19 protein-coding genes and 1 pseudogene are annotated in these 23,059 nt (G+C 59.5%); 7 read left to right on the plus strand and 13 right to left on the minus strand.

What is annotated here, in order from left to right; translation table 11 throughout:
* Window positions 1-20: 20 nt before the first annotated feature.
* The 6 genes from Q674_RS29735 to Q674_RS29760 all read right to left on the minus strand — a co-directional run bounded on the left by Q674_RS29735 (window position 21) and on the right by Q674_RS29760 (window position 7,915).
* The gene (locus Q674_RS29735) at window positions 21-614 is read right to left on the minus strand and encodes a TRAP transporter small permease (RefSeq protein WP_011783906.1); all 594 of its coding nucleotides are present in this window, start codon (window positions 612-614) and stop codon (window positions 21-23) included.
* Window positions 615-720: 106 nt separating this feature from the next.
* Window positions 721-1,749, minus strand: coding sequence for a TRAP transporter substrate-binding protein DctP (dctP, locus tag Q674_RS29740; RefSeq protein WP_011783907.1), 1,029 nt, complete (start codon window positions 1,747-1,749; stop codon window positions 721-723).
* Between the two features lie 141 nt (window positions 1,750-1,890).
* Window positions 1,891-2,430 carry a YqiA/YcfP family alpha/beta fold hydrolase gene (locus Q674_RS29745; protein ID WP_011783908.1) on the minus strand — a complete coding sequence of 180 codons (540 nt, stop codon included), beginning with the start codon at window positions 2,428-2,430 and terminating at the stop codon, window positions 1,891-1,893.
* Between the two features lie 13 nt (window positions 2,431-2,443).
* Window positions 2,444-3,463 (minus strand): LLM class flavin-dependent oxidoreductase, encoded by a 1,020-nt coding sequence (locus Q674_RS29750; RefSeq protein WP_022993348.1) that lies wholly within the window; start codon window positions 3,461-3,463, stop codon window positions 2,444-2,446.
* A 131-nt stretch (window positions 3,464-3,594) separates the two neighbouring features.
* Window positions 3,595-5,418: an NAD nucleotidase gene (gene nadN / locus Q674_RS29755; RefSeq protein WP_022993347.1), complete on the minus strand. Its 1,824-nt coding sequence runs from the start codon at window positions 5,416-5,418 to the stop codon at window positions 3,595-3,597.
* Window positions 5,419-5,440: 22 nt separating this feature from the next.
* The gene (locus Q674_RS29760) at window positions 5,441-7,915 is read right to left on the minus strand and encodes an ExeM/NucH family extracellular endonuclease (protein ID WP_264650075.1); all 2,475 of its coding nucleotides are present in this window, start codon (window positions 7,913-7,915) and stop codon (window positions 5,441-5,443) included.
* A gap of 185 nt (window positions 7,916-8,100) precedes the next feature.
* On the opposite strand from Q674_RS29760, the pseudogene Q674_RS29765 reads away from it, so the two are divergent.
* The 3 genes and pseudogenes from Q674_RS29765 (at window position 8,101) to Q674_RS29775 (ending at window position 10,685) form a co-directional block, all read left to right on the plus strand.
* Window positions 8,101-8,659 (plus strand): annotated as a pseudogene (locus tag Q674_RS29765) (glutathione peroxidase).
* Window positions 8,660-8,752: 93 nt separating this feature from the next.
* Window positions 8,753-9,934 (plus strand): mechanosensitive ion channel family protein, encoded by a 1,182-nt coding sequence (locus tag Q674_RS29770; protein ID WP_022993344.1) that lies wholly within the window; start codon window positions 8,753-8,755, stop codon window positions 9,932-9,934.
* Complete coding sequence (locus Q674_RS29775; RefSeq protein WP_022993343.1) at window positions 9,927-10,685, plus strand: putative 4-mercaptohistidine N1-methyltransferase; 759 nt, start codon at window positions 9,927-9,929, stop codon at window positions 10,683-10,685. The genes Q674_RS29770 and Q674_RS29775 overlap by 8 nt, the downstream gene beginning before the upstream one ends.
* A 115-nt stretch (window positions 10,686-10,800) precedes the next feature.
* Here Q674_RS29775 and Q674_RS29780 read toward each other — a convergent pair whose 3' ends face one another.
* Window positions 10,801-11,586 (minus strand): FCD domain-containing protein, encoded by a 786-nt coding sequence (locus tag Q674_RS29780; RefSeq protein WP_022993342.1) that lies wholly within the window; start codon window positions 11,584-11,586, stop codon window positions 10,801-10,803.
* Window positions 11,587-11,806: 220 nt separating this feature from the next.
* Here Q674_RS29780 and Q674_RS29785 point away from each other — a divergent pair, with 220 nt between their 5' ends.
* The 4 genes from Q674_RS29785 to Q674_RS29800 all read left to right on the plus strand — a co-directional run bounded on the left by Q674_RS29785 (window position 11,807) and on the right by Q674_RS29800 (window position 16,499).
* On the plus strand, window positions 11,807-13,498 hold the full coding sequence (locus tag Q674_RS29785) for an L-lactate permease (protein WP_022993341.1): 1,692 nt from the start codon (window positions 11,807-11,809) through the stop codon (window positions 13,496-13,498).
* Between the two features lie 63 nt (window positions 13,499-13,561).
* Window positions 13,562-14,389, plus strand: a complete 828-nt coding sequence (locus Q674_RS29790; protein ID WP_022993340.1) for a (Fe-S)-binding protein — start codon at window positions 13,562-13,564, stop codon at window positions 14,387-14,389.
* Window positions 14,386-15,828 carry a LutB/LldF family L-lactate oxidation iron-sulfur protein gene (locus Q674_RS29795; protein ID WP_022993339.1) on the plus strand — a complete coding sequence of 481 codons (1,443 nt, stop codon included), beginning with the start codon at window positions 14,386-14,388 and terminating at the stop codon, window positions 15,826-15,828. Before Q674_RS29790 ends, Q674_RS29795 begins: the two co-directional genes overlap by 4 nt.
* Entirely contained in the window at window positions 15,828-16,499 is a 672-nt protein-coding gene (locus Q674_RS29800) for a LutC/YkgG family protein (protein ID WP_022993338.1), read from the plus strand. Before Q674_RS29795 ends, Q674_RS29800 begins: the two co-directional genes overlap by 1 nt.
* On the opposite strand, the gene Q674_RS29805 is transcribed toward Q674_RS29800, so the two are convergent.
* The 6 genes from Q674_RS29805 to Q674_RS29830 all read right to left on the minus strand — a co-directional run bounded on the left by Q674_RS29805 (window position 16,500) and on the right by Q674_RS29830 (window position 22,915).
* The gene (locus tag Q674_RS29805; protein ID WP_011783920.1) at window positions 16,500-17,897 is read right to left on the minus strand and encodes an NAD(P)(+) transhydrogenase (Re/Si-specific) subunit beta; all 1,398 of its coding nucleotides are present in this window, start codon (window positions 17,895-17,897) and stop codon (window positions 16,500-16,502) included.
* A 2-nt stretch (window positions 17,898-17,899) separates the two neighbouring features.
* Entirely contained in the window at window positions 17,900-18,187 is a 288-nt protein-coding gene (locus Q674_RS29810; protein WP_011783921.1) for an NAD(P) transhydrogenase subunit alpha, read from the minus strand.
* Window positions 18,187-19,344 carry a Re/Si-specific NAD(P)(+) transhydrogenase subunit alpha gene (locus Q674_RS29815; protein ID WP_023008758.1) on the minus strand — a complete coding sequence of 386 codons (1,158 nt, stop codon included), beginning with the start codon at window positions 19,342-19,344 and terminating at the stop codon, window positions 18,187-18,189. Before Q674_RS29815 ends, Q674_RS29810 begins: the two co-directional genes overlap by 1 nt.
* A complete protein-coding gene (gene mqo, locus Q674_RS29820; protein ID WP_023008759.1) occupies window positions 19,341-20,858 on the minus strand; it encodes a malate dehydrogenase (quinone) in 1,518 nt (505 codons plus the stop codon). The genes Q674_RS29815 and mqo overlap by 4 nt, the downstream gene beginning before the upstream one ends.
* A gap of 106 nt (window positions 20,859-20,964) precedes the next feature.
* The gene (nfsA, locus tag Q674_RS29825) at window positions 20,965-21,702 is read right to left on the minus strand and encodes an oxygen-insensitive NADPH nitroreductase (RefSeq protein ID WP_023008760.1); all 738 of its coding nucleotides are present in this window, start codon (window positions 21,700-21,702) and stop codon (window positions 20,965-20,967) included.
* A 163-nt stretch (window positions 21,703-21,865) separates the two neighbouring features.
* The gene (locus Q674_RS29830) at window positions 21,866-22,915 is read right to left on the minus strand and encodes a cytochrome-c peroxidase (RefSeq protein ID WP_011783925.1); all 1,050 of its coding nucleotides are present in this window, start codon (window positions 22,913-22,915) and stop codon (window positions 21,866-21,868) included.
* Window positions 22,916-23,059: the final 144 nt, after the last annotated feature.

A 23,059-nucleotide genomic window follows, 5' to 3' on the forward strand; every position in this document is an offset into this window, starting at 1 on the left:
ACCTATGGGTTCACGCTGCTTCAGACTTCGGTTTCAGTATCGGCGTAGCCATCCACCACACCCGTCGACAGGTACACGTCTTTGGTGGTGAAGTTCTTGATGGCGGTCAGCAGGTACTGGATGCCGGTAATGGCGAAACCGACAGGGGCCCAGATGTAAATCCACCAGATCTCAAAACCAAGCGCTGGCAAAATCCGACCTCGGCTGTACAGGGTCTGGATATACTCGAAGGAGTGATAGCACAGGAAAAACATGACCACGGAGGTAAACAGGGCGATGATGATCATCAGTACCTTGCGGCCCTTGGTCGGGAAGGCATCGTACATGGCGGACATGCGGATGTGGCGGCCGTGCCGGGCGGCGTAGCCAATGCCCGCAAAGGTAATCAGAATGATCAGAATCCGGTTGATTTCACCGGAGAAAAACAGGCCCTCGCTGAACACGAAACGGGCAATAACATTGGCGCAGGTGTTTACCGCCATCAGAATCACGCCAGCGGCGAGCATGACGGCTTCAATTTTTGAAATCCAGACGTCAATCGTGCCCAGAAAGCCGGGCAAGCCGGACTCATAGTGACCGGTATCGTCTTCGATCTCCGGGGAATTCTCGGACATGGATTCTGCTCCAGAACATGTCGCTCCCGGCGGGAAGAATCCCCGGCGGGGCGGGGTTAAAGCTGGGTTGCCACCCGCCGGAGCGGGGGCAACCGTTTGGCGAGGTTCAGTCGCTCTGAACTTCTTTCAGATCTTCCTTGAACTGCTCCAGCAGCTCTTTACCACGCTCACCGGTCATTTCGATGAACTTCTCTTCCACCTGTGGTGCGCGGGCCTTGAAGGCTTCGATCTGTTCGTCAGTCAGACGGGTCACGGTAACTTCGTCGCTGTTGGACTGGATCTTTTCCAGGGCCTCGTCCGCCAGACCATCAATGTGCACGATGATTTCCTCGAAGGCGTAATCGGCGGCATCCTGAACCAGCTTCTTGTCCTCATCAGACAGGCCTTCGTAGAAGTTCTGGTTCGCCATCATGGCGGTGGTGAACCAGCCGTGGCCGGTGAATACCAGGTTCGGGGAAACCTCATACAGACCACCTGACTCAATCCAGAAAATCGGGTTCTCCTGACCCTGGATCATGTTGGTCTGCAACGCACCGTATACTTCACCCCATGGCAGCGGGGTTGGGGTAGCACCAAACGCAGAGTAGGTCTCGGACAGAAGCGGGTTGGTCATTACCCGGATCTTCTTGTTGTTGAAGTCTTCCGGAGAGGTCACCGGCTCATCAACGGTCACTACCATTTCCCCTTCCGGGTACATCTTCAGCAGCTCAAGACCTTTTTCAGAATACAGCTCCGGGAAGTCCTCATTGATGGCCTCACTCTCGCGGAAGAACTCGATCACGGTATCCATTTCGGTGGGCATGAGGTACGGGATAAAGAAGATCTGCGCTTCCGGGATCAGAGAGCCGGTAAAGCCAGGAGACTGGTTTACAAAGTTCAGGATACCGGCCTGGGTTTGTTCCATGATGTCGTCAGACTCACCCAGCTCACCGAAACGGTAAATCTGCAGGGTGTGGTCGGAATTCTCTTCAATGTATTCCTTGAACTTGTACGCGAATACGTCCTGAACGTCGCCTTCGTATTCTTCATGGGCGTAGCGCCAATTGGCGGCATTCACGGCATTTGCCGCGGTCAGGCCGGCAAATGCCAGCGCTGAAATACCAGCCAGTTTCCTGAATTTACTTGTGCTGCTCATCGGGTTGTCTCCGCTCGTTATTTTACGTTAATCCATTGTTACATTATTAAAGACTGGCAAATCAAAGCGGTTTTCGCAAGGAAACGGGGGAAATAAGCTGCACGCAAATAGCCGATTAAGCCAAATTGCAAGTGCATGAATTCAGGATGGATTCGGGTTTTCAACACACAGGAACAGGAACCTTCTGAACTCCTCTGCCACCCGCTGGACACTGTTTTCGAGCCGATGTCCGTCGGGTAGGACCAGGGCTTCAATCTGCTGCCTCCGGGCCAGCTCCAGAACCGGCATTACCGGTACCACATCGTCGTTCCAGCCGTGGATAATGCGAGCGTGGCGGGCGCCGATCACCGGGTTGGACTCCGGATAATCCGGTAGCGCCAGTGCCGGTGCCAGCATAAAACAGCCCCTGACCGGAGCCTGTTCGCTGGTCCGGGCGCAGACCCAGCCGCCCATGCTCGAGCCTGCCAGGATGGTCTGTTCGGGCCTTGCACCGGCAGCTGCCATGGCGTGGCGCATCTGCTCCAGGCGTTCGGCAGGGTCTTTAGTGCTGCGATGATCCACCGCCTCGGCATAAACGCCTGAAAACGTTTCAGCCACCGTTTTCAGGGCCTGGATCTTGGTACTGCCGGGGCCACTTTCCAGACCGTGGGAGAGAAAAACATGGAATGCCGGTTGAGCCATGATCAGGTTCTGCCTAGTTGATGGTTGCGTCGGAGTCGGTTTGCGGGGAACGGGTTTCGGCCAGGATATCCAGGGCCTGCCGGCGTTTGTCCGGGTCGTGGATATCAATGGTGAACATCAGTTCGTCCACCTGAATGTCGGTCAGCAGGTCGTCGAGTTGCCGGCGCAGGTCTTCACTGTTACCCATGATCTGCAGTTTCAGGAAGTCCCGCACGCCGGCCTCCTCGGCCGGATTCCAGAGTCCGTCCATGGATTCGACCGGCGGTCGCATCCACAGCGGCTGTCCGCGGAACAGGGCCAGAATGCGCTGGTAGCTGGTGGTGGCCAGATGCCGCGCTTCGTCCTTTGAGGTCGCGGGGATAGCGGGAATCGCCAGCATGGCGTAGGGCTGTCGCAGCTGCTCTGAGGGCTCGAAGTTCTCTCGATAGACCTTCAGGGCTTCCCGGTAGAGCCGCGGTGCGAAGTGGCCGGCGAAGGCATAAGGGAGGCCCCGCATCGCCGCCAGTTGTGCGCTGTACAGGCTTGAGCCCAGCAGCCAGATAGGAACATTGGTGCCAGCACCGGGAATGGCTTTCACCGGCTGACCCGGTTGCAGCGGCCCCAGCAGGTTCTGCAGACGGGCTACGTCTTCCGGGAATTGCTCGGCGCCCAGGCCATCCCGTCGCAGTGCCCGGGCAGTGACCGGATCGGTACCCGGCGCGCGGCCAAGGCCGAGATCGATTCGGCCCGGATAGAGACATTCCAGGGTACCGAATTGCTCGGCAATCACCAGCGGTGGATGGTTCGGCAACATGACACCGCCGGAGCCCACCCGGATCCTCCCGGTTTTACCAGCGATGTGCCCCACCAATACCGAGGTGGCGGAACTGGAAATCCCTTCCATGTTGTGGTGCTCGGCCAGCCAGAAACGTTTGAAGCCAAGAGACTCCGCATGCTGGGCGTAGCGCACGCTGTTAGCCAGTGTGGTCGCCACGGAGTCGCCCTCGCGCACGGAGGCCAGTTCGAGCAGGGAGTAATCGGGTGTTCTGGACATGGGGTTCCCGTACCTGTGAAGAAACAACGGTATTCAGCGTTTCACAATGACGCCAGCGGACGGTTTCTTCAAGGGTTATGACGGGAGGGGCAGGAGCATCCGCTGGTGCCGGATGCTCCTGCCACCGCTCATTACGGCGCGGGCGTGTACATCTGAGTGGAGTACTCGCCTTGGGCAGGTTTGCTGAGGGTGACCTCTTCCTTGACGTAATCGACGAAGGATTGAGCATAGTCCAGGAAGGTATCCCTGGCACGGCCATCCTCGCTGACGGTTCCGAAGGTGAGGTACCCGTCACGGCCAGCCGCGGTGAAGCTGTTGGTGACGACGTTGAGGGTTTCGGCGTCGGTCAGAGCGCGCCAGGTGGTTTCACCCCGCGGGCGAACTTCGATGTCGTAGAGGCGTTCGCCAGCAGGCCTGGCCATGTCGACGGTCCAGCGCAGACCGGCCGCATAAGGATAGGCACCCGTGGAACCGCCTTCAACATGGGCATAGTCTACGGCTTCGTTCAGCACCTGTCGGATTTCCTCACCAGTCATGGTCAGATCGGTGAGGGTATTGGCAAACGGCAGCAGGTTGTAGGCATCACCAATGGTGATATCGCCGGCCAGAATGTCAGTGCGAACGCCGCCGGCGTTCTGGATCGACACATCCGCATTCTTGCTCTGGAACAGGAAGGCCTGAGCCACCAGGTTCGGAATGTCACCACCCCGGTTCGGGTCTTCATTGGCGCAGGTGTTATCACCGTAAGGCCGGCCGGGGATACGCGCCAGGCACAGGTCTTCGGATGCGGTACCGATGACCTGATTGCGGAAGCTGTCCAGCTGGTTGGTGTACGTGGCCAGGGTTTGAGCGCCGGTTGGGTCGTCCACGACAAGGCTGAGCTGAGGGTCCTCCTCGATGGCTGCCTGAATGGCTGCCAGTTCCTCGCCTTCCGGTTGGTAGCCATCCTCGGTACCGTCATCACGAATGATGGGGGTACCCAGCAGCAGGTGCGGGGTGCCGGAGCAGGATGAAACCGTGCCATTTTCGTCCCAGGTCACGCTCAGTTCACCCAACACACGTGAGTACTGCCAGGCCTGGGCCACGCACACTTTGTCACCGTCGGCATTGGTCACTTCGGTGGGGTAGGGGCCGGAGGCACTCAGGCCGTAGGCGTCAAAGTCACCCAGCAGGGTGTGGGAATCTCCGCCGATAATGACATCCACTCCGGACAGGCGCTCGGCCAGTGCCAGATCGTTGGCATACTGGTAGTGGGTCAGCAGGATGATCTTGTCGATGCCTTGGTCGTTCAACTCATCAATCATGGCCTGGGCGGTTTCGGTTTCGTCCAGAAACTCAGTGCTTGCCAGCGGGCTTGAGCTGTTGCGGGTTTTGGTGGCGATGTCGATGCCGATGATGGCCACCTGCTGGCCATCAATGTTCTTGATGGTGTATGGCTGGATGTAATCGTCCTGGGCCACCGGGGCCAATGGGGTGCCGATGGCCGGTTTGACGTTGGCCGCGAGAACCGCCGTGTTACAGCTGCCTGCCGCCAGGTAGTCGAGGAACTTCACCAGCCCTTCGTCACCGCGATCAAACTCGTGATTGCCCAGGGCAAAGGCATCAAAACACACCAGGTTCATCAGCTCGGCATCGGCCTCACCCTCGAAGGAGGTGAAGTACAGGGTGCCGGTCATGGCATCTCCGGCATGCAGTTTCAGCACGTTGTCCAGTTCGGCGGTTCGTTCGTTGATCTTGGCGATCACCCGGGGGAAGCCGCCAGCGCTGAATTCGGTTTCTTCACCGGCAACGTCCAGCGATTGTGAGCCCGCCTCAAGGTGGGAGTGGTGGTCGTTGATATGCAGAATGTTAACGGTAAGGCGCTCGGTTTCCGGTGCGGGCGCGTCGTCGTTATCACTGTTACAGCCGGTCAGGGCAATCAGCGGGATTGCCAGCCAGAGTCCTTGTCGAATCATTACTCTATCTCCGTTGTGGGGGTTAGCGGCTGGTCAGCACGCGAATCAGGGCGATCAGGTCGCGATGGCTAATGCGCCCGTCACCGTCAATGTCGTAAGCCGGAGCCGTGGCTTTGCCGAACAGTATCGCCAGCACCAGGCGCGACAGGTCCCGGCCGTTAACGCGGCCATCGCCGTTCAGGTCGGCGCGGTTTACCGGGGTTCTGGTATCGAGATTCAGGGCAACGATCACAGGGTCATGGTCAGAGGCCCGGTAAGCGTCCGGTGCGTAGAAGCTGGCCTGCTGCTCCGGGGTCTTGAACTCGGTGTTGTAGTCCAGGGCTCTGGGCTCGTCGGCATTGATCGGCCAGACGGTGGTGTCGGCAATTTTGCCGGCCAGGGCGGTATTGGCCAGAGCGTGGTCCAGATAGCCGGCCTGGCCATAGAACACGTAGGAATACGCCTGCTCGCCAACGTAGGTCGCCAGCAGATCGGTATAGCCGGCACTGGCCAGGGCGCGAATGGGGTCTTCTTTCGCGTAGGCGTTGAGGTCGCCGATGATTAACACATCCGGTTCGCCGGTTCCGGTGGCATCGTCTGCCAGCCAGGATGCCAGCGCCTGGGCGGCCTGGGTCCGTACTGGATTCCAGCAGCCCTGACCATCGTTCTGGTCAGCGTTGCTGCCTTCGGCACTGCCGCAGCCTTTGGACTTGAAGTGGTTGACGGCAATGGTGACGCCATCGTCTGAATCCTTCAGCCGAAAGGTTTGTGCCAGGGGCTGGCGGTTCAACTGGTCAAAAGGAGCCGCGCTCAGAGTGGCGGCGGTGCCAACGATCTCGACACGGTCGGAGCGGTACAGCAGGCCAACGGCAATGTCATCATTGCCCAGTTGTGCCAGGCCGGGATCGACCCACTGCCATTCGGAACCCAGGGCCCTGGCAAGTTCGGCAATGGCACTGGTCTGGCCGTAGCCGTCATTCTCGATTTCCATCAGGCCGATGATGTCGGCATCAAGGGCGACCAGGGCACTGACCAGCTTCTCGGTCTGGCGGGCCAGTTCTTCCGGGTTGTCTGCGCCCCGCGCCGTCGGGAATCCGCCGCCCATGCCGTCACCGTTGAAGAAGTTCAGCACGTTGAAAGAAGCCACCACCAGGTTACCGCGATCCTCAAGGCCGGGCTCGGTTACACGTGCATTTGCCTGGCTGAAGGACGGGCTCGCGGTCGGCTGCAGACGCCATTCCGAAAAACGGTAGTCGAGAACGCCGGCAAGATCCTGAACGGTGTCGCCAGCGCGCACGGTCTGGCTGGCGCTCAGTTGCGGTGTCGGGTAGGGCACGATGGCCGGGTTCTGGCGGTTACTGGCGTCGTCCAGGATAATCCGGTCCAGCGCATTCAGATCAGCCACCAGTGCGGCATCCGCTCCGGGCTCAGCGATACTGGTGGGGATAAAGTGGCGACCGCTCCCGAGGGTCAGGCTGCCGTAACGGCCCAGGTCGTAGTTGTCGTTCACCACAAGAGGCGCGCTGAATTTTACTCGCATGGATTCAAAGGCTTCCGGAGCTGTTGCATCGGCCCAGGGCAGTGAAATATTCGTCGGTGGTGGAAGCTCCGAGGTGCCACAGTTTTCGGTACCGCCCAGATTGGTCAATTCGGTCAGGCCGTCGTATTCGGTCACTTCACCGGCAAGCCGCAGGCGCTGGCCGGGCTCGGCGTTCAGAGTTGACGCATAGACAAACAGGCCTTCGGAGGTGGCGAGGTTGTCGTCGCGGTCTGAGGCTTCTTCCTCCACAAAGATGCCGCCAAGGCCATCGTTGGTGTTGAAGGCGGCCGTAACCACGGCCTCGATCACCACGTGCTGGCCGGCAACCGGGCTGATATCGCCTTCGCCCTGAATGTCCGAAATGCGGGTGGCGGGAGCGCCACAGGTCAGATCCGGCGCAGTCGGTGGCTGGTCCGGGTTATCGTCATCGTTGCCGGCGACGCCGAGATCGTCGAAGCTGTTCTGGGGAAAGCCGTCAAAGACCGTGGCCGGGTCGAAATCGTCGTAGGCATCGGTATCGGCCAGGGTGCCTGCACGGCGGCGCAGAGTGCGATCCTGGGTGCGGGTATCCCCGGACCCCCAGTAGCTGCCGGGGTCTGTACCGACCTGGCCGATACTGTCGGCAACCGTGCCGCCGTTCAGGAGCAGGACAGCGTCATCACCGTTGAACAGCCCGGCTCCGGTGGTTTGATCCGCCACAGCGAGAATGGCCGGGTCAGCAGCGCTATGAGCGAAAACGAAGTTGCTGCCCGGAGCAATCGAACCTTCCAGGTTGAAGGTTTGCCCGGGGGTGGCGCTGCCGTTGAAGAAAACCTGCAGCTCCCAGGGGGCAAGATCCACCACGGCGTCGCCGGTGTTGAGCAGTTCAATGGCTTTGTTGTTGCTGGAGCCTTCGACATACTCGCTGATGACCAGCGATGCCTGTGTTGTCGATGCCAGAAGGCCGCCGATGGCGGCTGCCAGCAGCGTTGGTTTCATCGTCATGGTACTGTCCTTGTTTCGGTTATGTTGTGTGTTTTGACACCACAATCTGACCGTGCTGTGTGACGATGACATGAGAGTTTTGTGAAGGATGCTTTGCCGGTTTGTGTCAATGTGGACAACGCTCCTGAGCAGTTTGGTAATCCAGTGCGTATACAGGGGATGTATCGACAGGAGGGCCGATGATGCGTTGGACAGTCTTGAAGTGTGTGAGTGTGCTTTTACTGTTAGGGTTGACGGTGCCTGCCGTTGCCCGGGATTGCCCGGGATTGCCCGGATTTCCTGGACCACGAGCAGCGCAAGCTGCACTCCCGGGATTCGGTGAATCTGTGCGAGGTGGCTGCTGGCAAGCCGATGCTGGTGGTGAACACAGCCAGCCGTTGTGGTTATACCGGTCAGTTTGAAGGCCTGGAGGCCCTGCACCAGCGGTACAAGGATCGGGGGCTGATGGTCGTGGGATTTGCCAGTGATGACTTCCGGCAAGAGGCGGATTCCGAAGAAGAGGCCGCGAAGGTCTGTTTTGTGAACTTTGGCGTGAGTTTTACCATGATCGCGCCGAGCGCAGTGACCGGTGAGCAGGCCAATCCGGTGTTTCAGGAAATCAATCGCCAGAGCCAGCCGCCACGCTGGAACTTCACCAAGTATGTGATCGATGGTGACGGTAAGGTGACGGCCCGTTTCCCGAGCCAGGTGCGCCCCGAGGATGCCCGGTTGATTCAGGCCCTGGAATCGGTTCTGTAATCCCCGGCCGGTTTGCGGATAGCAGTCTATTCTGAAGGCAAAGGTTGTTCACCGCTCCGGGTGTAGTATGCAGTGTTTGGAAAAGGATGCCCTATGGCAGAAGCCCTGTTTGAACCCGTACGAAGCCAGATAGCACAGAATCTCTCGGCTACCCTGGACGCTCTCGCTGGCGGACAGACCGATTGGGTGGCCCTGGCCGGACATGTTCTCAGTCAACTGCTGATTTCGGTGATCTACCTCGGCATTCTGTTGCTGGTCTATGGCATTCTGATTAGCCTGATACGCCTTGTCGTTGGCAGTCGACGCAGCTCGAAGCCCTGGTTTGGTCAGTTGCGCACTGGCATCCGTTATCTGTTCGGGCTGGGCGGATTGCTGGTGATTATGGCGCAATTCGAGGCCTCGCCGGAGCTGTTGAAGGGCATGGCCAGGGCGGGCCTGATGGCGTTGGGCTTTTTTGTGGGCTGGCTGGCGATTGGTCGTCTGCTGCGGGAGACGATGAATCGCTACCGTCTGGAACCCTCCATCCGCCAATTGGTCGAGAATCTGTTCTCGGTGCTCACCGTTACCTTCGCGGCCGTTACGGTGCTGTCCCAGTTCGGTTTCGATGTGGTCTCCATCGTCGCGGGTCTGGGGATCGTGGGGATTGCCGTCGGGTTTGCGGCCCAGTCCACGCTGTCGAACTTTATTGCGGGTATTACGTTGCTGATTGAGCGCCCCTTCCGGATTGGCGATTGGGTCACCATCAACGGCCAGGATGGTAAGGTGGTGAAGATCGCCCTGCGGACCACCTGGCTGCGTACCCGGGACAATATCTTTACCATGATCCCGAACGATAACGTGGCGTCCTCGGAGATCATCAATTACAGCGCCGAAGGGGCGACGCGCCTGAACATTCCGGTTGGCATTGCCTATAAGGAGTCTGCCAAGGCCGCCCGGGACGTGATTATGCCGGTTCTGCTGGCGCACTCTGAAGTCTTGCAGGGGCCGGGTATGGAGCCGCGAGTGGTGGTCAAGACTCTGGGCAACTCTTCAGTCGATCTGGAGGTCAAGATCTGGATTACGCCGGACAATCTGGAGGTTCAGCCCAGAATTATGGCTGATGTGCTTGAGAAGATTAAGGAAGCCCTGGACGACGCGGGCATTGAAATACCTTTCCCGCACCTGCAACTGTTCATAGATGATGCCAAAGGGCTTGCCCCGTTGGTGCAACCGTTTTACCCAAGGCCGACGGAACAAGGGAAAGGCCTGTCGTCGCCAGGAGACAATCATGAATGAGCCGTCCGGCTACTACGAGAGCAACACCACCCTGGCCCAGTATCTGGAGTTTCACTTCGGTGAAAGCTGGCATGGTGAAGCCAATTTTCCGAAAGAACTGGCCGATGCCGCGCTTGGAGCGCTGGATGGCCGCGCCAGCTGCCGGGCGTTGGATATCGGTTGTGCGGTAGGACGTACCTCGCTGGAGCTGGCCCGCCAGTTTGATCATGTCGATGGGGTCGATTATTCGGAAACCTTTATCGGCAAATGCCGTGAGGTGGTGCGGGAGGGGGTTGCGCGGTATGCGCGGCCCGAAGAGGGCGAGCTGGTCAGCTACCAGGAGCGGTCACTGGCAGCCCTGGGTCTGACCGAGGCTGCCCGCCGCGTGGCGTTCCATCAGGGCGATGCCTGCAAGCTCGGCGCTGATTACCGGGACTACGATCTGGTGCTGGCCGGCAACCTGATTGACCGTCTCTACAACCCATCCCTGTTTCTGGAACAGATCCATGAGCGTATCAATGCGCTGGGGCTGCTGGTGATTGCTTCACCCTATACCTGGCTGGAGGAGTACACACCCAGGCAGGACTGGCTCGGTGGTTTCCTGAAAGACGGTGAGCCATTCACCACCCTGGATGGTCTCAAGGCGGCGTTGTCCCCCCGTTTCCGCTTGCTGGCAGAGCCCCGGAGCCTGCCCTTCGTGATCCGGGAGACCCGCAACAAGTTTCAGCACAGTTTTTCGGAGCTCACAATCTGGGAGAAGTTGCCGGATTAGCGTGCCCTGTCACACAAGCGTCATCTCTTCCGGTTAGTGTGAAGGCTCATCAGGACGACATGCATTGTGTTGATGCATCGTGTGATTGCTTATGCCGGGGCTTGCCCCGGCTTTTTTATGGAGCCCGGTGTTCGCCGCTCCCTTCCCTTCTCAACGCCCGTTCACGCCGTCGCGCGGTTTCGCTGCGTTCCGATATGGTTTGCTGCACAAACTGTATGTGCTCCCCTGCGATGGCCCTGGCGTCTTCTTCCCGGCCTTCAACGATGGCGTTATACAGCTTCTGGTGCTGGTCCATCAGGCCCTGGCGGGTCTGAACTTCGCGGGAGTACATGCCACCGATGTTGGTGACAATGTTGTTCTTGAGCATGCTGAACAGGTTGCGCATGGTGTGCAGCAGCACCACGTTGTGGCTGGCTTCAGCAATAGCCATGTGGAAGCGGGCATCGGCAGCCCCTTCTTCTTCCAGATTGTGGGCAGTGGAATTCTGGTAGCAGGCGTGGAGCTCTTCCCAGGCTTTGCCCAGCCGTGTCAGATCCACTTCCGTGGCGCGCAGGGCCGCGTAATAGGCACAGTCGCCCTCCAGTGTGCGACGGAACTCGAGCAAATCCCGGTGTGCTTCCGGGTGCTTTTCCAGCAGCGGGATGAGTGGGTCGCTGAAGCTGCTTCCCAGATTCTCCGCCACATAATTGCCGCCGCCCTGGCGGCTTTTCAGCAGGCCTTTGGCCGCCAGGCGTTGCACCGCCTCTCTGAGGGACGGGCGGGATACGCCGAATTGCTCCGCCAGCACCCGTTCCGGCGGCAGGCGCTGCCCCGGTTCCAGGGTTCCTTCCAGAATCATGGTCTCCAGTTGCTCGACAATGGTGTCGGCCAGCCGCCTGGGAGCAATCTGATTGATGGGCATGGTGTCTCGCTTGTATGTCTAAAAATTGGTCTTACCAATAAATCTTACCCCTGTCCATGCTTGTTTTTACAACAAAACTTCAACGCAATACGACCAATGTATGAGTGGGCGGTTTTGACACCATAAGGCCAGCTCAAATAACGTACTCGGCACAGGTTTGTAAATTGGTAATACCAATTATCCAAGAATAGAATCCAACAACAAGACCCTGGAGAACATGATGTCGTCCGGATTGCTCGCCCTGTTGGCGTTTACGCCCATTCTTCTTGCCGGAGTGCTGCTGATTGGCATGCGTTGGCCCGCCCGCCGTGCCATGCCCGTGGTATTTCTGGTTACCGCGCTGATTGGCTATAGCGCCTGGGATATGACCCTGAACCGTATCCTCGCCTCAACCTTGCAAGGGCTGGTAATCACCATCGGCCTGCTGTGGATTATCTTTGGCGCGATATTGCTGCTGAACACGCTGAAGCACTCCGGAGCCATCACCACGATTCGGGCCGGCTTTACCAACATCACCCCGGATCGCCGCATTCAGGCCATCATCATTGTCTGGCTGTTCGGCAGCTTTATCGAAGGTGCCTCTGGCTTTGGTACACCGGCCGCCATCGCCGCGCCCCTGCTGGTTGCGGTCGGTTTTCCGGCCATGGCTGCCGTCATGCTGGGCATGATGGTACAGAGCACGCCGGTATCCTTTGGTGCTGTAGGTACACCGATTGTGGTGGGAGTGACAACGGGTCTGGATCGGGCCAGCATTACCGAGCGACTGGAAGCCCTGGGCTCCAACTGGGATACCTACCTGCAGCTGATCACCTCGGAAGTGGCCATCACCCACGGCATTGTCGGTGTCGTTATGCCGGTACTGATGGTGACGATGATGACCCGCTTCTTCGGCAAGAACAAAAGCTGGAAAGAGGGGCTGGAGGTCCTGCCGTTTGCGTTGTTTGCCGGCATCGCGTTTGTCGTGCCCTACGCCCTGACCGGGGTGATTCTGGGGCCCGAGTTCCCGTCTCTGCTGGGTGGCCTGATTGGTCTGGCGATTGTGACCACTGCCGCCAAAAAAGGCTTCCTGATTCCGAAGCGGACCTGGGATTTTGCCGACAGCAAAGACTGGCCCAGTGAGTGGCTGGGCAGCATTGAGATGAAACTGGAAGACATCGCCGCCAAACCGATGAGCGGTTTCCGGGCGTGGGTACCTTACGTGCTGGTCGGCGTGGTACTGGTGCTCAGCCGCACCGTTGAACCGATCAAGCAAGCTTTCACCAGCGTTGGCGTGTCGTTCTCCAACATCCTGGGAGAAGCAGGTATTAATGCCGGGATCCAGCCACTTTACCTGCCGGGCGGTATTCTGGTGATGGTAGTGCTGGCAACTTTCTTCATCCACCGGATGAACCTGAAAGCGCTGAATTCGGCGGTGAAAGAATCCGGTGGCGTGCTGCTGAGTGCCGGTTTCGTGCTGCTGTTCACCGTGCCTATGGTGCGGATACTGATCAACTCCGGCGTTAACCTGTCGGACCTGCCGAGCATGCCGCTGGCCATGGCCAGCTGGGCTGCCGATGCGGTTGGCGGCATTTACCCGTTGCTGGCCCCCACGGTGGGTGCGCTCGGTGCGTTCCTGGCCGGTTCCAACACGGTCTCCAACATGATGTTCAGCCAGTTCCAGTTTGGCGTTGCCGAGAGCCTTGGTTTGTCCACCGCACTGATGGTGGCGGTGCAGGCCGTGGGTGCTGCGGCAGGCAATATGGTGGCCATCCATAACGTGGTGGCAGCATCTGCTACGGTCGGGTTGCTGGGCCGTGAAGGTCAGACACTGCGCAAGACGGTGTGGCCGACCCTATACTACCTGGTGATGACCGGTTCGATTGCGCTGCTGGCCGCCTACGGCCTGGGGCTGACGGACCCGTTACTGAACTGAAAACACTGGGATAACCACAACGGGTGGCCGGCTGCCGGCCGGACCGCCCGGAGGCAATGACTGATGAGTGAGCTGTTTTACGACGCCGCCCCCAATGCCACCCGCGTGGCTCCTGAGCGCCCCAGGCCACGAACGTATCCGGCCAAGCCGGCCGAGGTCACTTTGTTCGGCACCTGCGTGGTGGATTTGTTCTTTCCCGAGGCCGGGCTGGATGCTATCCGCCTGCTGGAACGGGAAGGCATTCGCGTGCATTTTCCAGACGAACAATCCTGCTGCGGTCAGCCGGCCTGGACCTCCGGCTACGTGAACGAGGCCCGGGAGGTGGCGCGGGCACAGCTCAATTTACTCGACAACGGCTTGCCGGTGGTGGTGCCGTCCGGATCCTGTGCCGGTATGTTCCGACAGCATTACCGGGAAGTCTTTGCAGAAGAACCAGATACCCTTAAACGTGTGGAAGATCTGGCTGAACGAACGTTCGAGCTGACCGAGTTTCTGCTGCATGTATGCAAGGTGGACTGGCAGGATCTCGGCCAGCCCACACAGATTGCCTTGCACACCTCCTGTTCCGCCCGCAGGGAAATGAACACCCACCTGCACTCGCGGGAGTTGCTGGGCAAGCTGGCGAATGTCGAGCGGCTGGACCACGATCATGAAAGCGAATGCTGCGGCTTTGGTGGCACCTTCTCTGTGCGCATGCCCGAAGTGTCCGGGGCCATGGTGCTCGACAAAACCCGTTCGTTGCGGGAATCCGGTGCAGCGGAAATGGTAACCGCTGATGGCGGCTGCCTGCTCAACATCAACGGCTCCCTGGAAAAACAGAAACAGACGTTCCGGGGCCGGCATCTGGCCAGCTTTCTTTGGGAGCGGGTGAGTGGAGAGGTGAAATCATGAGCCAGCGTATACCGGTAAAAGAACTCACCGACAGCTTCCGTGGCCGCGCGGTGGGCGCCCTGGCCGACGACCAGCTGCGCACCAACTTCCGCGTCGCCATGGATTCGCTGATGAAGAAGCGGGCCGATGCCTTTCCGGACGAGGAAGAGCGTGAGGGCCTGCGGGAACTCGGCAACCACATCAAGGCCCGGGCGCTGTCCCGGTTGCCGGATTTGCTTGAACAACTGGAAACCAGGCTGACCGCAAACGGTGTCAAGGTCCACTGGGCGGAGACTACCGAAGAGGCCAACCGGATTGTGCACTCCATCATTGAGGCGAAGCAGGGTTCTCAGGTGGTGAAGGGTAAATCCATGGTCAGCGAAGAAATGGAAATGAACGACTACCTGGCCGAACGCCACATCGAGTGCCTGGAGTCGGACATGGGCGAGTATATCGTCCAACTGGATGGTGAAAAGCCCTCCCACATTATCATGCCCGCGATTCACAAGAACCGCTTTCAGGTCTCCAGACTGTTCCACGACAAACTGGGCGTGGATGAGACCGAGGATGTGAACGAACTGATCCAGATTGGTCGCCGCACCCTGCGCCAGAAATTCCTTGAAGCGGATGTCGGGGTCTCCGGCGTGAACTTCGCCATTGCCGAAACCGGTACCTTGCTGCTGGTGGAAAACGAAGGCAATGGCCGCATGAGTACCACGGCGCCACCGGTGCACATTGCTGTTACCGGTATTGAAAAAGTGGTGGAGAACCTGAGGGACGTGGTGCCTCTGTTGTCGCTGCTCACCCGCTCCGCATTGGGCCAGCCGATCACCACTTACGTGAACATGATTTCCGGCCCGCGCAAGGCGGATGAGCTGGATGGTCCGGAAGAAGTGCATCTGGTGCTGCTGGACAATGGCCGCAGCGGTGCTTTCGCCGATGCCCAACTGCGCCAGACGTTGAACTGTATCCGCTGCGGTGCGTGCATGAACCACTGCCCGGTCTATACCCGTGTGGGTGGCCACACCTATGGTGAAGTGTATCCGGGGCCGATCGGCAAGATTATTACGCCGCATATGGTTGGCCTGCACAAGGTACCGGATCATCCCAGCGCGTCCTCATTGTGTGGCGCCTGTGGAGAAGTGTGTCCGGTGAAGATTCCGATCCCGGAAATGCTGCAGCGCTTGCGTCAGGAAAACGTGAAAAGCCCCGCCGAACAGCCGAAAGTTAAAGATGGCGGCGCCAAGTATTCCCGCAAGGAGCGGGCAATCTGGCGCTTCTGGGCCAGCCTGAATACGTCGCCGTTGTTTTACCGCCTGTTCCTGTGGGGCGCGACCCGTTTTGGCAAACTGGCACCGAAAAACGTCGGTCCCTGGACCGAGAACCACTCGGCGCCGGTACCGGCCCGGCGGTCTTTGCATGATCTGGCCAAAGCCCATTTGAATCAGGGAGACCGGTGATGAGTGCCCGCAGCAATATTCTCAACAAGCTCCGTGCCGGTCTGGCCGGCACTACGCCCCGGCCGGACGATTTCGATGAGGCTCTGGTGACCCGCCCCTGGCAGTATGCGCCGGAGGACCGGATTACCCGACTGCGCTCCCTGATGGAAGCGGTGCACACCGAAATCCACCAGTTGACGACCGAGCAATGGCCCTCAAAGGTTCAGGAATTGCTGGAGAGCCGCGGCCTGAAGAATGTGCTTTATGCCCCGGGTACCGAGCACGGCAAGCAGCTGGCGGAGCACTGGCAGCGTGCGGAGCCCAGACCGGAGCTGTTGGTCTATGACCGCCCCATTGAGGAATGGAAAGAGGAACTGTTCTGGCAGGTGGATGCCAGCGTGACGGGCACAGTGGGCGGGATTGCTGCCACCGGTTCACTGGTACTGTGGCCGGATCGTCACGAACCGCGGCTAATGAGTCTTCTGCCGCCGTTGCATATCGCGTTGCTCAAGGCGAGTGAGGTGGAAGACAACCTGTATGGGATGATGCAGAAGCACAACTGGTCCGCGGGTCTGCCCACGAACCTGTTGCTGGTCTCTGGTCCGTCCAAGACGGCGGACATCGAGCAGGTGCTTGCCTATGGGGCCCATGGCCCCAAGGAGCTGGTGGTCCTCATCCTTGAGGACGGCTGATCAGAGTTCCTTGATCGCGCTGGTGGTGGCTTGCAGGACTTCCTTGGCGTCGCCCTTCACCATCAGGCTGTTGTCGCGAATGAACAGACCGTTGGGAATGCCGGCGAAGCCAGCGGACAGGCTGCGCTTGACCACCACCACCGTTTTCGCCTTGTGCACGTCCAGTATGGGCATGCCGAAGATGGGCGAGTTCGGGTCTTCGGCGGCGGCCGGGTTCACCACGTCATTGGCGCCGAGCACGATGGCCACATCCGCCTGCGGCAGTTCCGGGTTGATGGCGTCCATGTCTTTCAACTGGTCATAAGGGATTTCAGCTTCGGCCAGCAGCACGTTCATGTGCCCTGGCATCCGGCCTGCCACCGGGTGAATCGCGTAACTGACCTTGGCACCACGGCCCTCAAGCTGGTTGGCGAGTTCTTTCACCGCATGCTGTGCCTGAGCCACCGCCAGGCCGTATCCGGGCACCATGACCACTTTACGGGCACCATCGAGCAGCAGAGCCAGGTCGTCAGGGGTGGCGTATTTCACCTTGCCATCGTAAAACTCCCCTTCATCCTGCTGGCTCGCCTGACTATCCGAGCCGCCCAGTACGCCGCCAAACAGAACGTTAGGCAGTGACCGGTTCATGGCCTTGCACATGATGGCGGTCAGAATCAGCCCGGAAGCACCCACCAGGGAACCGGTAATGATCAACCCCTGGTTGCCCAGCACGAATCCGGTGGCCGCGCCCGCCAGGCCGGAATAGGCGTTAAGCAGGGCGACGACGACCGGCATGTCGGCACCACCGATAGGCTGGACCAGACCAATGCCAAGCAGCAGGCAGAGCCCTACGAGGGCCGCGAGGGCCAGCGGGCTGGTGCTGCCGCTGGTGGCAAACAGAACGGCCCCGGCCACGGCGGCAATCAGAGTAACCAGCGTGACACTGTGCCACAGGCGATTGTTCCGGCTGTCGCCAATATTCCCCTTGAGTTTCAGAACGGCTACCACCGACCCGGTCAGGGTGACCGAGCCGATGACGATGGAGGCCAGAATCGCGGCGGTCCAGCCGGCACTGCCGGCACCGGTGGCATTTACCGCGTGCATCCAGGTGCTGGCGGCCACCGCAACGGAGGCGCCCCCGCCGATGCCGTTCAGGCTCGCCACCAGTTCCGGCATTTCCGTCGTTGCGGTCCGTTTTGCGAGCCAGACGCCGATCGCGCCGCCCAGCAGCATGCCGGCGATGATGGCCGCGTAGCTGATGATTTCCTGGTGCAACAGGGCGGCGACGACCGCAATCAGCATCCCGATGGCGGCCAGCTGGTTGCCACGTACGGCCGTTTTCGGGCGGGTCATGCCCTTGATGCCGAGAATGAAGCAGACGGCAGCTGCAAGGTAAGACAGATTGATCAATGCAAACATGGTTATCCCTTCCGCTTGAACATATTCAGCATGCGATCCGTCACCAGAAAACCGGCCACGATATTGATGCTGGCCAGGGTGACAGCGATAAAGCCCAGCACGCCGGCGACATTAGGCGACAGCTCTGTGCTACCCGCGCTGATGATGGCGCCGACAATCACGATGCCGGAGATGGCATTGGTGCCGCTCATCAACGGGGTATGAAGCGTGGGCGGAACCTTGTTGATCAGTTCTACCCCGACGAACAATGCCAGAATGAAAATGGTAAAGCTGAGTGCAAACAGTTCCATCAGTCCGTGTCCTTTTGGGTTGAAGTTTGCGGAGTGTCTCGAGTCTCGGCGTTGTGGCGGACGCTGCCGTGCTGGACCACCAGTGTGGCCGCAACAATCTCGTCCTCCAGCTTGGGTACCACACGACCGTCTTCGGTCATGTTGAGCAAAAAGGCGGTAATGTTGCGGGTGAGCAGCTGGGACGCGTGCACCGGTACGCGGGAGGGGTGGTTGGCATGGCCGACCAGGGTAACGCCGTCCACATCCACCTTCTGGTTCAGAACGGTGCCGTCCACGTTGCCGCCTTTGTCCGCCGCCAGATCCACGATCACCGAGCCGCTCTTTATGCGGTGGATCATTTCCTGGTCAATCAGTTTGGGAGCCGGTTTTCCGGGTACCGCCGCCGTGGTGATTACCAGGTCGGCGCGGGCGACGCAGTCTGCCAGTTGCTGTCGTTGGGCGGTGTAGAACGCCTCGCTCTGCGCCTTGGCATAACCGCTGTCTCCGGTGGTATCGGATTCAGGCACTTCGATTTCAATGAAATCGGCACCCAGGCTCTCCACCTGTTCTTTCACCTCAGGGCGAAGGTCGTAGGCCTCGACCACTGCGCCCAGGCGGCGGGCGGTGGCAATGGCCATCAGACCTGCAACACCGGCGCCAATGACCAGTACCCGGGCCGGATGAATGGTGCCGGCGGCGGTCATCAGCATGGGGAAGTAACGGGGCAGGGCCATAGCGCCACTGAGGACGGCGCGGTAGCCGCTGATGCCCGCCATGGCACTCAACACGTCCATGGACTGGGCGCGGGTGGTTCTGGGCACCAGGTCCAGGGCAAATGCCTGTACGTTTTGCCCGGCGAGCTGTTCCAGCAAAGGCTGGTTGAACCAGGGATCGAGCAGGCAGATCAGGGTGGCGTCTTGCTGAATCAGTCGCGCTTCCTCTGAAGAGGGCGCCCGAACCTTGAGGATGACTGTGGCCTGACGATATAAGGCGTCGGCATCGTCGGCGATGATGGCCCCGGCGTGGCGATAGTCGTCATCGGTGAAATGGGCGGCACTGCCAGCGCCACTCTCGACCACCACCTCGTAGCCGGCCTCCAGCAGGGTGGAAACTCCGGATGGGATAATTGCCACACGGTTTTCGCCGTCTTGTCGTTCTCTGGGAATCCCTATCATCATGCGTACAGGCTCCGTTCAGTTTGAGTTTGTTCTGCCCCGGTGTTCAGCCCCAGGGTGTGAAGGGTGTAGCGGCGGACATCGGCCAGCAGCTGGCGGTCGGTCTGAAGCGATTGGCCGTAGCTGGGAATCAGCGATTGCAGGGTTTGCAGCGGTTGGCCCTGAATCAGCTCCGGGAAACAACGTTCTATGACCTCCAGCATTGCGGAGACGCAGGTGGAGGCGCCCGGTGAAGCGCCCAGCAGGGCTGCCAGGGATCGGTCCTCAGTGCTCAAAACCTCGGTGCCGAATTCCAGACTGCCCCGGCCCGAGGCCGTTGGCTTGATAACCTGAACACGCTGCCCGGCCCGCACCAGTTGCCACTGAGCTGGGTCCGGATCCGCAATAAAGCGCGCCAGTTCGCCGACGCGGGCCGATTTGGGACTGAGGGCTTCTTTGATCAGGTATCGGGTCAGCGGCCAGTTGTGCACGCCAACGTCGATCAGCGGCCGCAGATTGTGGCTGCGAACCGAGCGGATCAGATCCAGGCGATCGCCGCTTTTAAGGAAGCGGGTGGTAAAGCCGGCGAAGGGACCAAAGAGCAGGGCCGCCTTGCCATTGATAAAGCGGGTGTCCAGGTGCGGTACCGACATGGGTGGCGCGCCCACCGGTGCCTGGCTATAGACCTTGGCGTTGTGTGACAGGGCCATGTCTTCGTTATTGCAGGCCAGCCACAGGCCGGACACCGGGAATCCCCCGTAGCCGCGAATTTCCGGAATACCGGTCTTCTGCAACAGAGACAGGGCGGCTCCGCCCGCGCCAATGAACAGAAAACGGCTGGTAATGCTGCGTTTCTCGCCGCTGTTCAGATGATGCAGGTGCACGCGCCAGCCGCCGGCTTCGCGCTTGATATCGGTTACCTGGCACTGGAGCTGAATATCACAGGCGTTGTGCTGGGCCAGGGAGCGCCCCAGCAGGCGCGTAAGTGCGCCAAAATTGACGTCACTGCCGTGGGCGACGCGGGTAGCTGCGACCGGTTCAAAGGCTTGCCGGGTACCGTGGATAAGCGGGAGCCAGCGAGCGAGGGTGTCTGGCTGATCGCTGAACTTCATCTCCTGAAACAGCGGTTGGCCCTCGAGGGCTCTGTGGCGGGTTTTCAGAAAATCACAGGCCTTGGCGCCCTGAACCCAGCTCAGATGTGGCACCCGGCGAATGAAGTTGGCCGGTGCGGGCAAGAGCCCCTTCTCAACCAGGCTGCTCCAGTACTGAAGTGAGAGCTCGAAGCGCTCGTTGATGGCGAGCGCCCGCTCTACGGAAACGCTGCCGTCGGGGTTGGCGGGGGTGTAGTTGAGTTCGCAATAACCGGCGTGACCGGTGCCGGCATTGTTCCAGGCGTCCGAGCTTTCGCCGGCCAGCTGTTGCCCCTGTTCGACCAGGGTGATCGACCGGGAGCTGTCCAGTTGCTGAATCAGAGAGGCCAGCGTGACGCTCATAACGCCGCCGCCAATCAGAAGAATATCGGTATCAAAGCCCGCCATGAGTATGCCCCTTTCAGTAGCAAACGAACAAAGGGGGCATACTTTAGTCTAAGGCGGTTGCCGCAAGAATCGTATTTACTGAGGCAAATTCATCGAAAAAATCGATCTATTTAGTGCCGAAGCCGCGACCGTTGAGGAATGCTTTTATGTGCGGGCGCAGTTTTGAGGTAAACAGTGGCTTCAGCTGTTCGGACCAGGTGGTGTCCTTGTTGCTGCTGCTTCTGGCCTGGTAATACTGATTCATGGTCTGGTCGAAACGGGTCACCAGTGCGGTGTCATCGGCATCGGTGTAGGCGTCTTCTTTCAGAATCGCGGAAAGTGGCAGCCGGGGCTTAACTTCCGGGTTCTGATCGGGGTAGCCGAGGCACATGCCAAATACCGGGTAGACATGTTCCGGCAGTTTCAGAATCTCGCTCACGTCCTGCGGGTTGTTACGAATACCGCCGATGTAACACAGTCCCAGACCCTCGGATTCCGAGGCAATGGCGACATTCTGTGCCATCAGGGCGGTGTCGATGGTGGCAACCAGCAGTTGCTCGGTCATACCTCGTATCACCTCGGCACCGGCCCGCTCTGCGGCTTCCGTCGCCCGTTTCATATCGGCACAGAACACCAGGAAGTCGGAACTGTTGGCGACATAGGGTTGGCCGCCGGCCAGTTCGGCGATCTTACGGCGGTTCTCCGGGTTGACCACATGGATGATGGAGTAGGCCTGAACGTGATTGGAGGTGGCGGCACTCTGGCCGGCACGAATCAGCTCTTCGAACAACTCCCGTGGGATCTGCTGGTCCTTGAACTTGCGGATAGAGCGGTGGGATTTCAGAAGTTCAATGGTCGGATTCATAGCCTCTAGCCTGTCTTTAAGAAAGAAAACAGACGATAGCTTGCTCATCAGCAACCGCACAAGCGGACAAAGGTGGGTAGTTGTCCGGATGGTATGGCGACCGCAAGACAAAAAAGGCGCGCCGGGAAAGCGCGCCTTCGAGGGTGAATGCAGAGCCCGTGCTTTACGGGATCATGTCCACCGGCTTGGGCGTATTGGCGGTGCTTGGTGGCAGTACCGGATAAGTTACTTCCGGAACATTGCCGGTAAGCGTCTTGAGGAATGCGACGATGGATTTCACTTCATCGTCGTTCAACTCGGTACCCAGCTGGGCCGTACCCATCACCGCAACGGCTTCTTCCAGGCTCCAGACGGCGCCAGAGTGGAAATAGGGCGCGGTCAGCTCGATGTTACGCAGCGGAGAGGCGCGGAACACATACTCGTCAGACGCGGTTTCGGTGACAGAGAAGCGGCCTTTATCGCCCTCTGGCAGGATCTCGGCACCCGGCTTGGCAACCAGCCCGAATGGATGGTAGCTCTGACCGCCGAGGTTCACACCACTGTGGCAGGCGGTACAGCCGCGGTCCATGAACAGCGCCAGACCTTCTTTCTCACTCTCGTTCAGCGCGGAGGTGTCGCCGCGCAGATATTTGTCGAAAGGTGCTTCCGGGGTGATCAGTGTTGCTTCATAGGCTTCAATGGCAACAGCCATATTGTCGAAGGTGACCGGATTTTCCTGGCCCGGGAATGCGTCCTCAAAGCGCTCAATGTACTCCGGCATACTCTTCAGGGTAGCCACCACCCGGTCCGGCGTACTGCTCATCTCGACCCCCGCCTGTACCGGCCCTTTGGCCTGTTCGGCCAGGTCGGCGGCACGGCCATCCCAGAACTGGGCTGCGTTAAATACGGCGTTGAACACCGTCGGCGAGTTCCGGGGACCCTTCTGCCAGCCATGGCCGATAGAGGTAGGCAGCTCGTCATCACCGCCCAGCCCCACGTTGTGGCAGGTGTTGCAGCTGATCAGGTGGCTGGAAGACAGGCGGGGTTCAAAGAACAACATCTTGCCCAGTTCAACCTTGGCCTGGGTGAGTTCATTGCCATCAATCACCGGTGGGTATTTTGGAATGGGCTCGAACATGCTGTTGGCCCGTTCCATCAGGTTGTCCGCCATGGCGGAACCTGCTGCCACGCCCAGGCTCAGGGTGAGTGCTTTTGCCAGTGGATGCTTGATCATGTCGCTTTCTCCTTTGAGAACAACTCGGTATCCATCTGGTTCCAACGTAACAGAGTGGCAGCGTGGTTCATCGCAAAAACGCGAGAGTTGGTTCTGAACTTGATGTTCATCAAGTTTGGTTCCGGTCTGCAATTTGTGGATCTT

The organism is Marinobacter sp. EVN1, assembly GCF_000475375.1.
Classification (GTDB): domain Bacteria; phylum Pseudomonadota; class Gammaproteobacteria; order Pseudomonadales; family Oleiphilaceae; genus Marinobacter; species Marinobacter nauticus.

Bases quoted from the DNA above. Each gene is read 5' to 3' on its own strand.
- Q674_RS29735 (WP_011783906.1), bottom strand. From the start codon at position 614: ATGTCCGAGAATTCCCCGGAGATCGAAGACGATACCGGTCACTATGAG.
- dctP (WP_011783907.1), bottom strand. From the start codon at position 1,749: ATGAGCAGCACAAGTAAATTCAGGAAACTGGCTGGTATTTCAGCGCTG.
- Q674_RS29745 (WP_011783908.1), bottom strand. From the start codon at position 2,430: ATGGCTCAACCGGCATTCCATGTTTTTCTCTCCCACGGTCTGGAAAGT.
- Q674_RS29750 (WP_022993348.1), bottom strand. From the start codon at position 3,463: ATGTCCAGAACACCCGATTACTCCCTGCTCGAACTGGCCTCCGTGCGC.
- nadN (WP_022993347.1), bottom strand. From the start codon at position 5,418: ATGATTCGACAAGGACTCTGGCTGGCAATCCCGCTGATTGCCCTGACC.
- Q674_RS29760 (WP_264650075.1), bottom strand. From the start codon at position 7,915: ATGAAACCAACGCTGCTGGCAGCCGCCATCGGCGGCCTTCTGGCATCG.
- Q674_RS29770 (WP_022993344.1), top strand. From the start codon at position 8,753: ATGGCAGAAGCCCTGTTTGAACCCGTACGAAGCCAGATAGCACAGAAT.
- Q674_RS29775 (WP_022993343.1), top strand. From the start codon at position 9,927: ATGAATGAGCCGTCCGGCTACTACGAGAGCAACACCACCCTGGCCCAG.
- Q674_RS29780 (WP_022993342.1), bottom strand. From the start codon at position 11,586: ATGCCCATCAATCAGATTGCTCCCAGGCGGCTGGCCGACACCATTGTC.
- Q674_RS29785 (WP_022993341.1), top strand. From the start codon at position 11,807: ATGTCGTCCGGATTGCTCGCCCTGTTGGCGTTTACGCCCATTCTTCTT.
- Q674_RS29790 (WP_022993340.1), top strand. From the start codon at position 13,562: ATGAGTGAGCTGTTTTACGACGCCGCCCCCAATGCCACCCGCGTGGCT.
- Q674_RS29795 (WP_022993339.1), top strand. From the start codon at position 14,386: ATGAGCCAGCGTATACCGGTAAAAGAACTCACCGACAGCTTCCGTGGC.
- Q674_RS29800 (WP_022993338.1), top strand. From the start codon at position 15,828: ATGAGTGCCCGCAGCAATATTCTCAACAAGCTCCGTGCCGGTCTGGCC.
- Q674_RS29805 (WP_011783920.1), bottom strand. From the start codon at position 17,897: ATGTTTGCATTGATCAATCTGTCTTACCTTGCAGCTGCCGTCTGCTTC.
- Q674_RS29810 (WP_011783921.1), bottom strand. From the start codon at position 18,187: ATGGAACTGTTTGCACTCAGCTTTACCATTTTCATTCTGGCATTGTTC.
- Q674_RS29815 (WP_023008758.1), bottom strand. From the start codon at position 19,344: ATGATGATAGGGATTCCCAGAGAACGACAAGACGGCGAAAACCGTGTG.
- mqo (WP_023008759.1), bottom strand. From the start codon at position 20,858: ATGGCGGGCTTTGATACCGATATTCTTCTGATTGGCGGCGGCGTTATG.
- nfsA (WP_023008760.1), bottom strand. From the start codon at position 21,702: ATGAATCCGACCATTGAACTTCTGAAATCCCACCGCTCTATCCGCAAG.
- Q674_RS29830 (WP_011783925.1), bottom strand. From the start codon at position 22,915: ATGATCAAGCATCCACTGGCAAAAGCACTCACCCTGAGCCTGGGCGTG.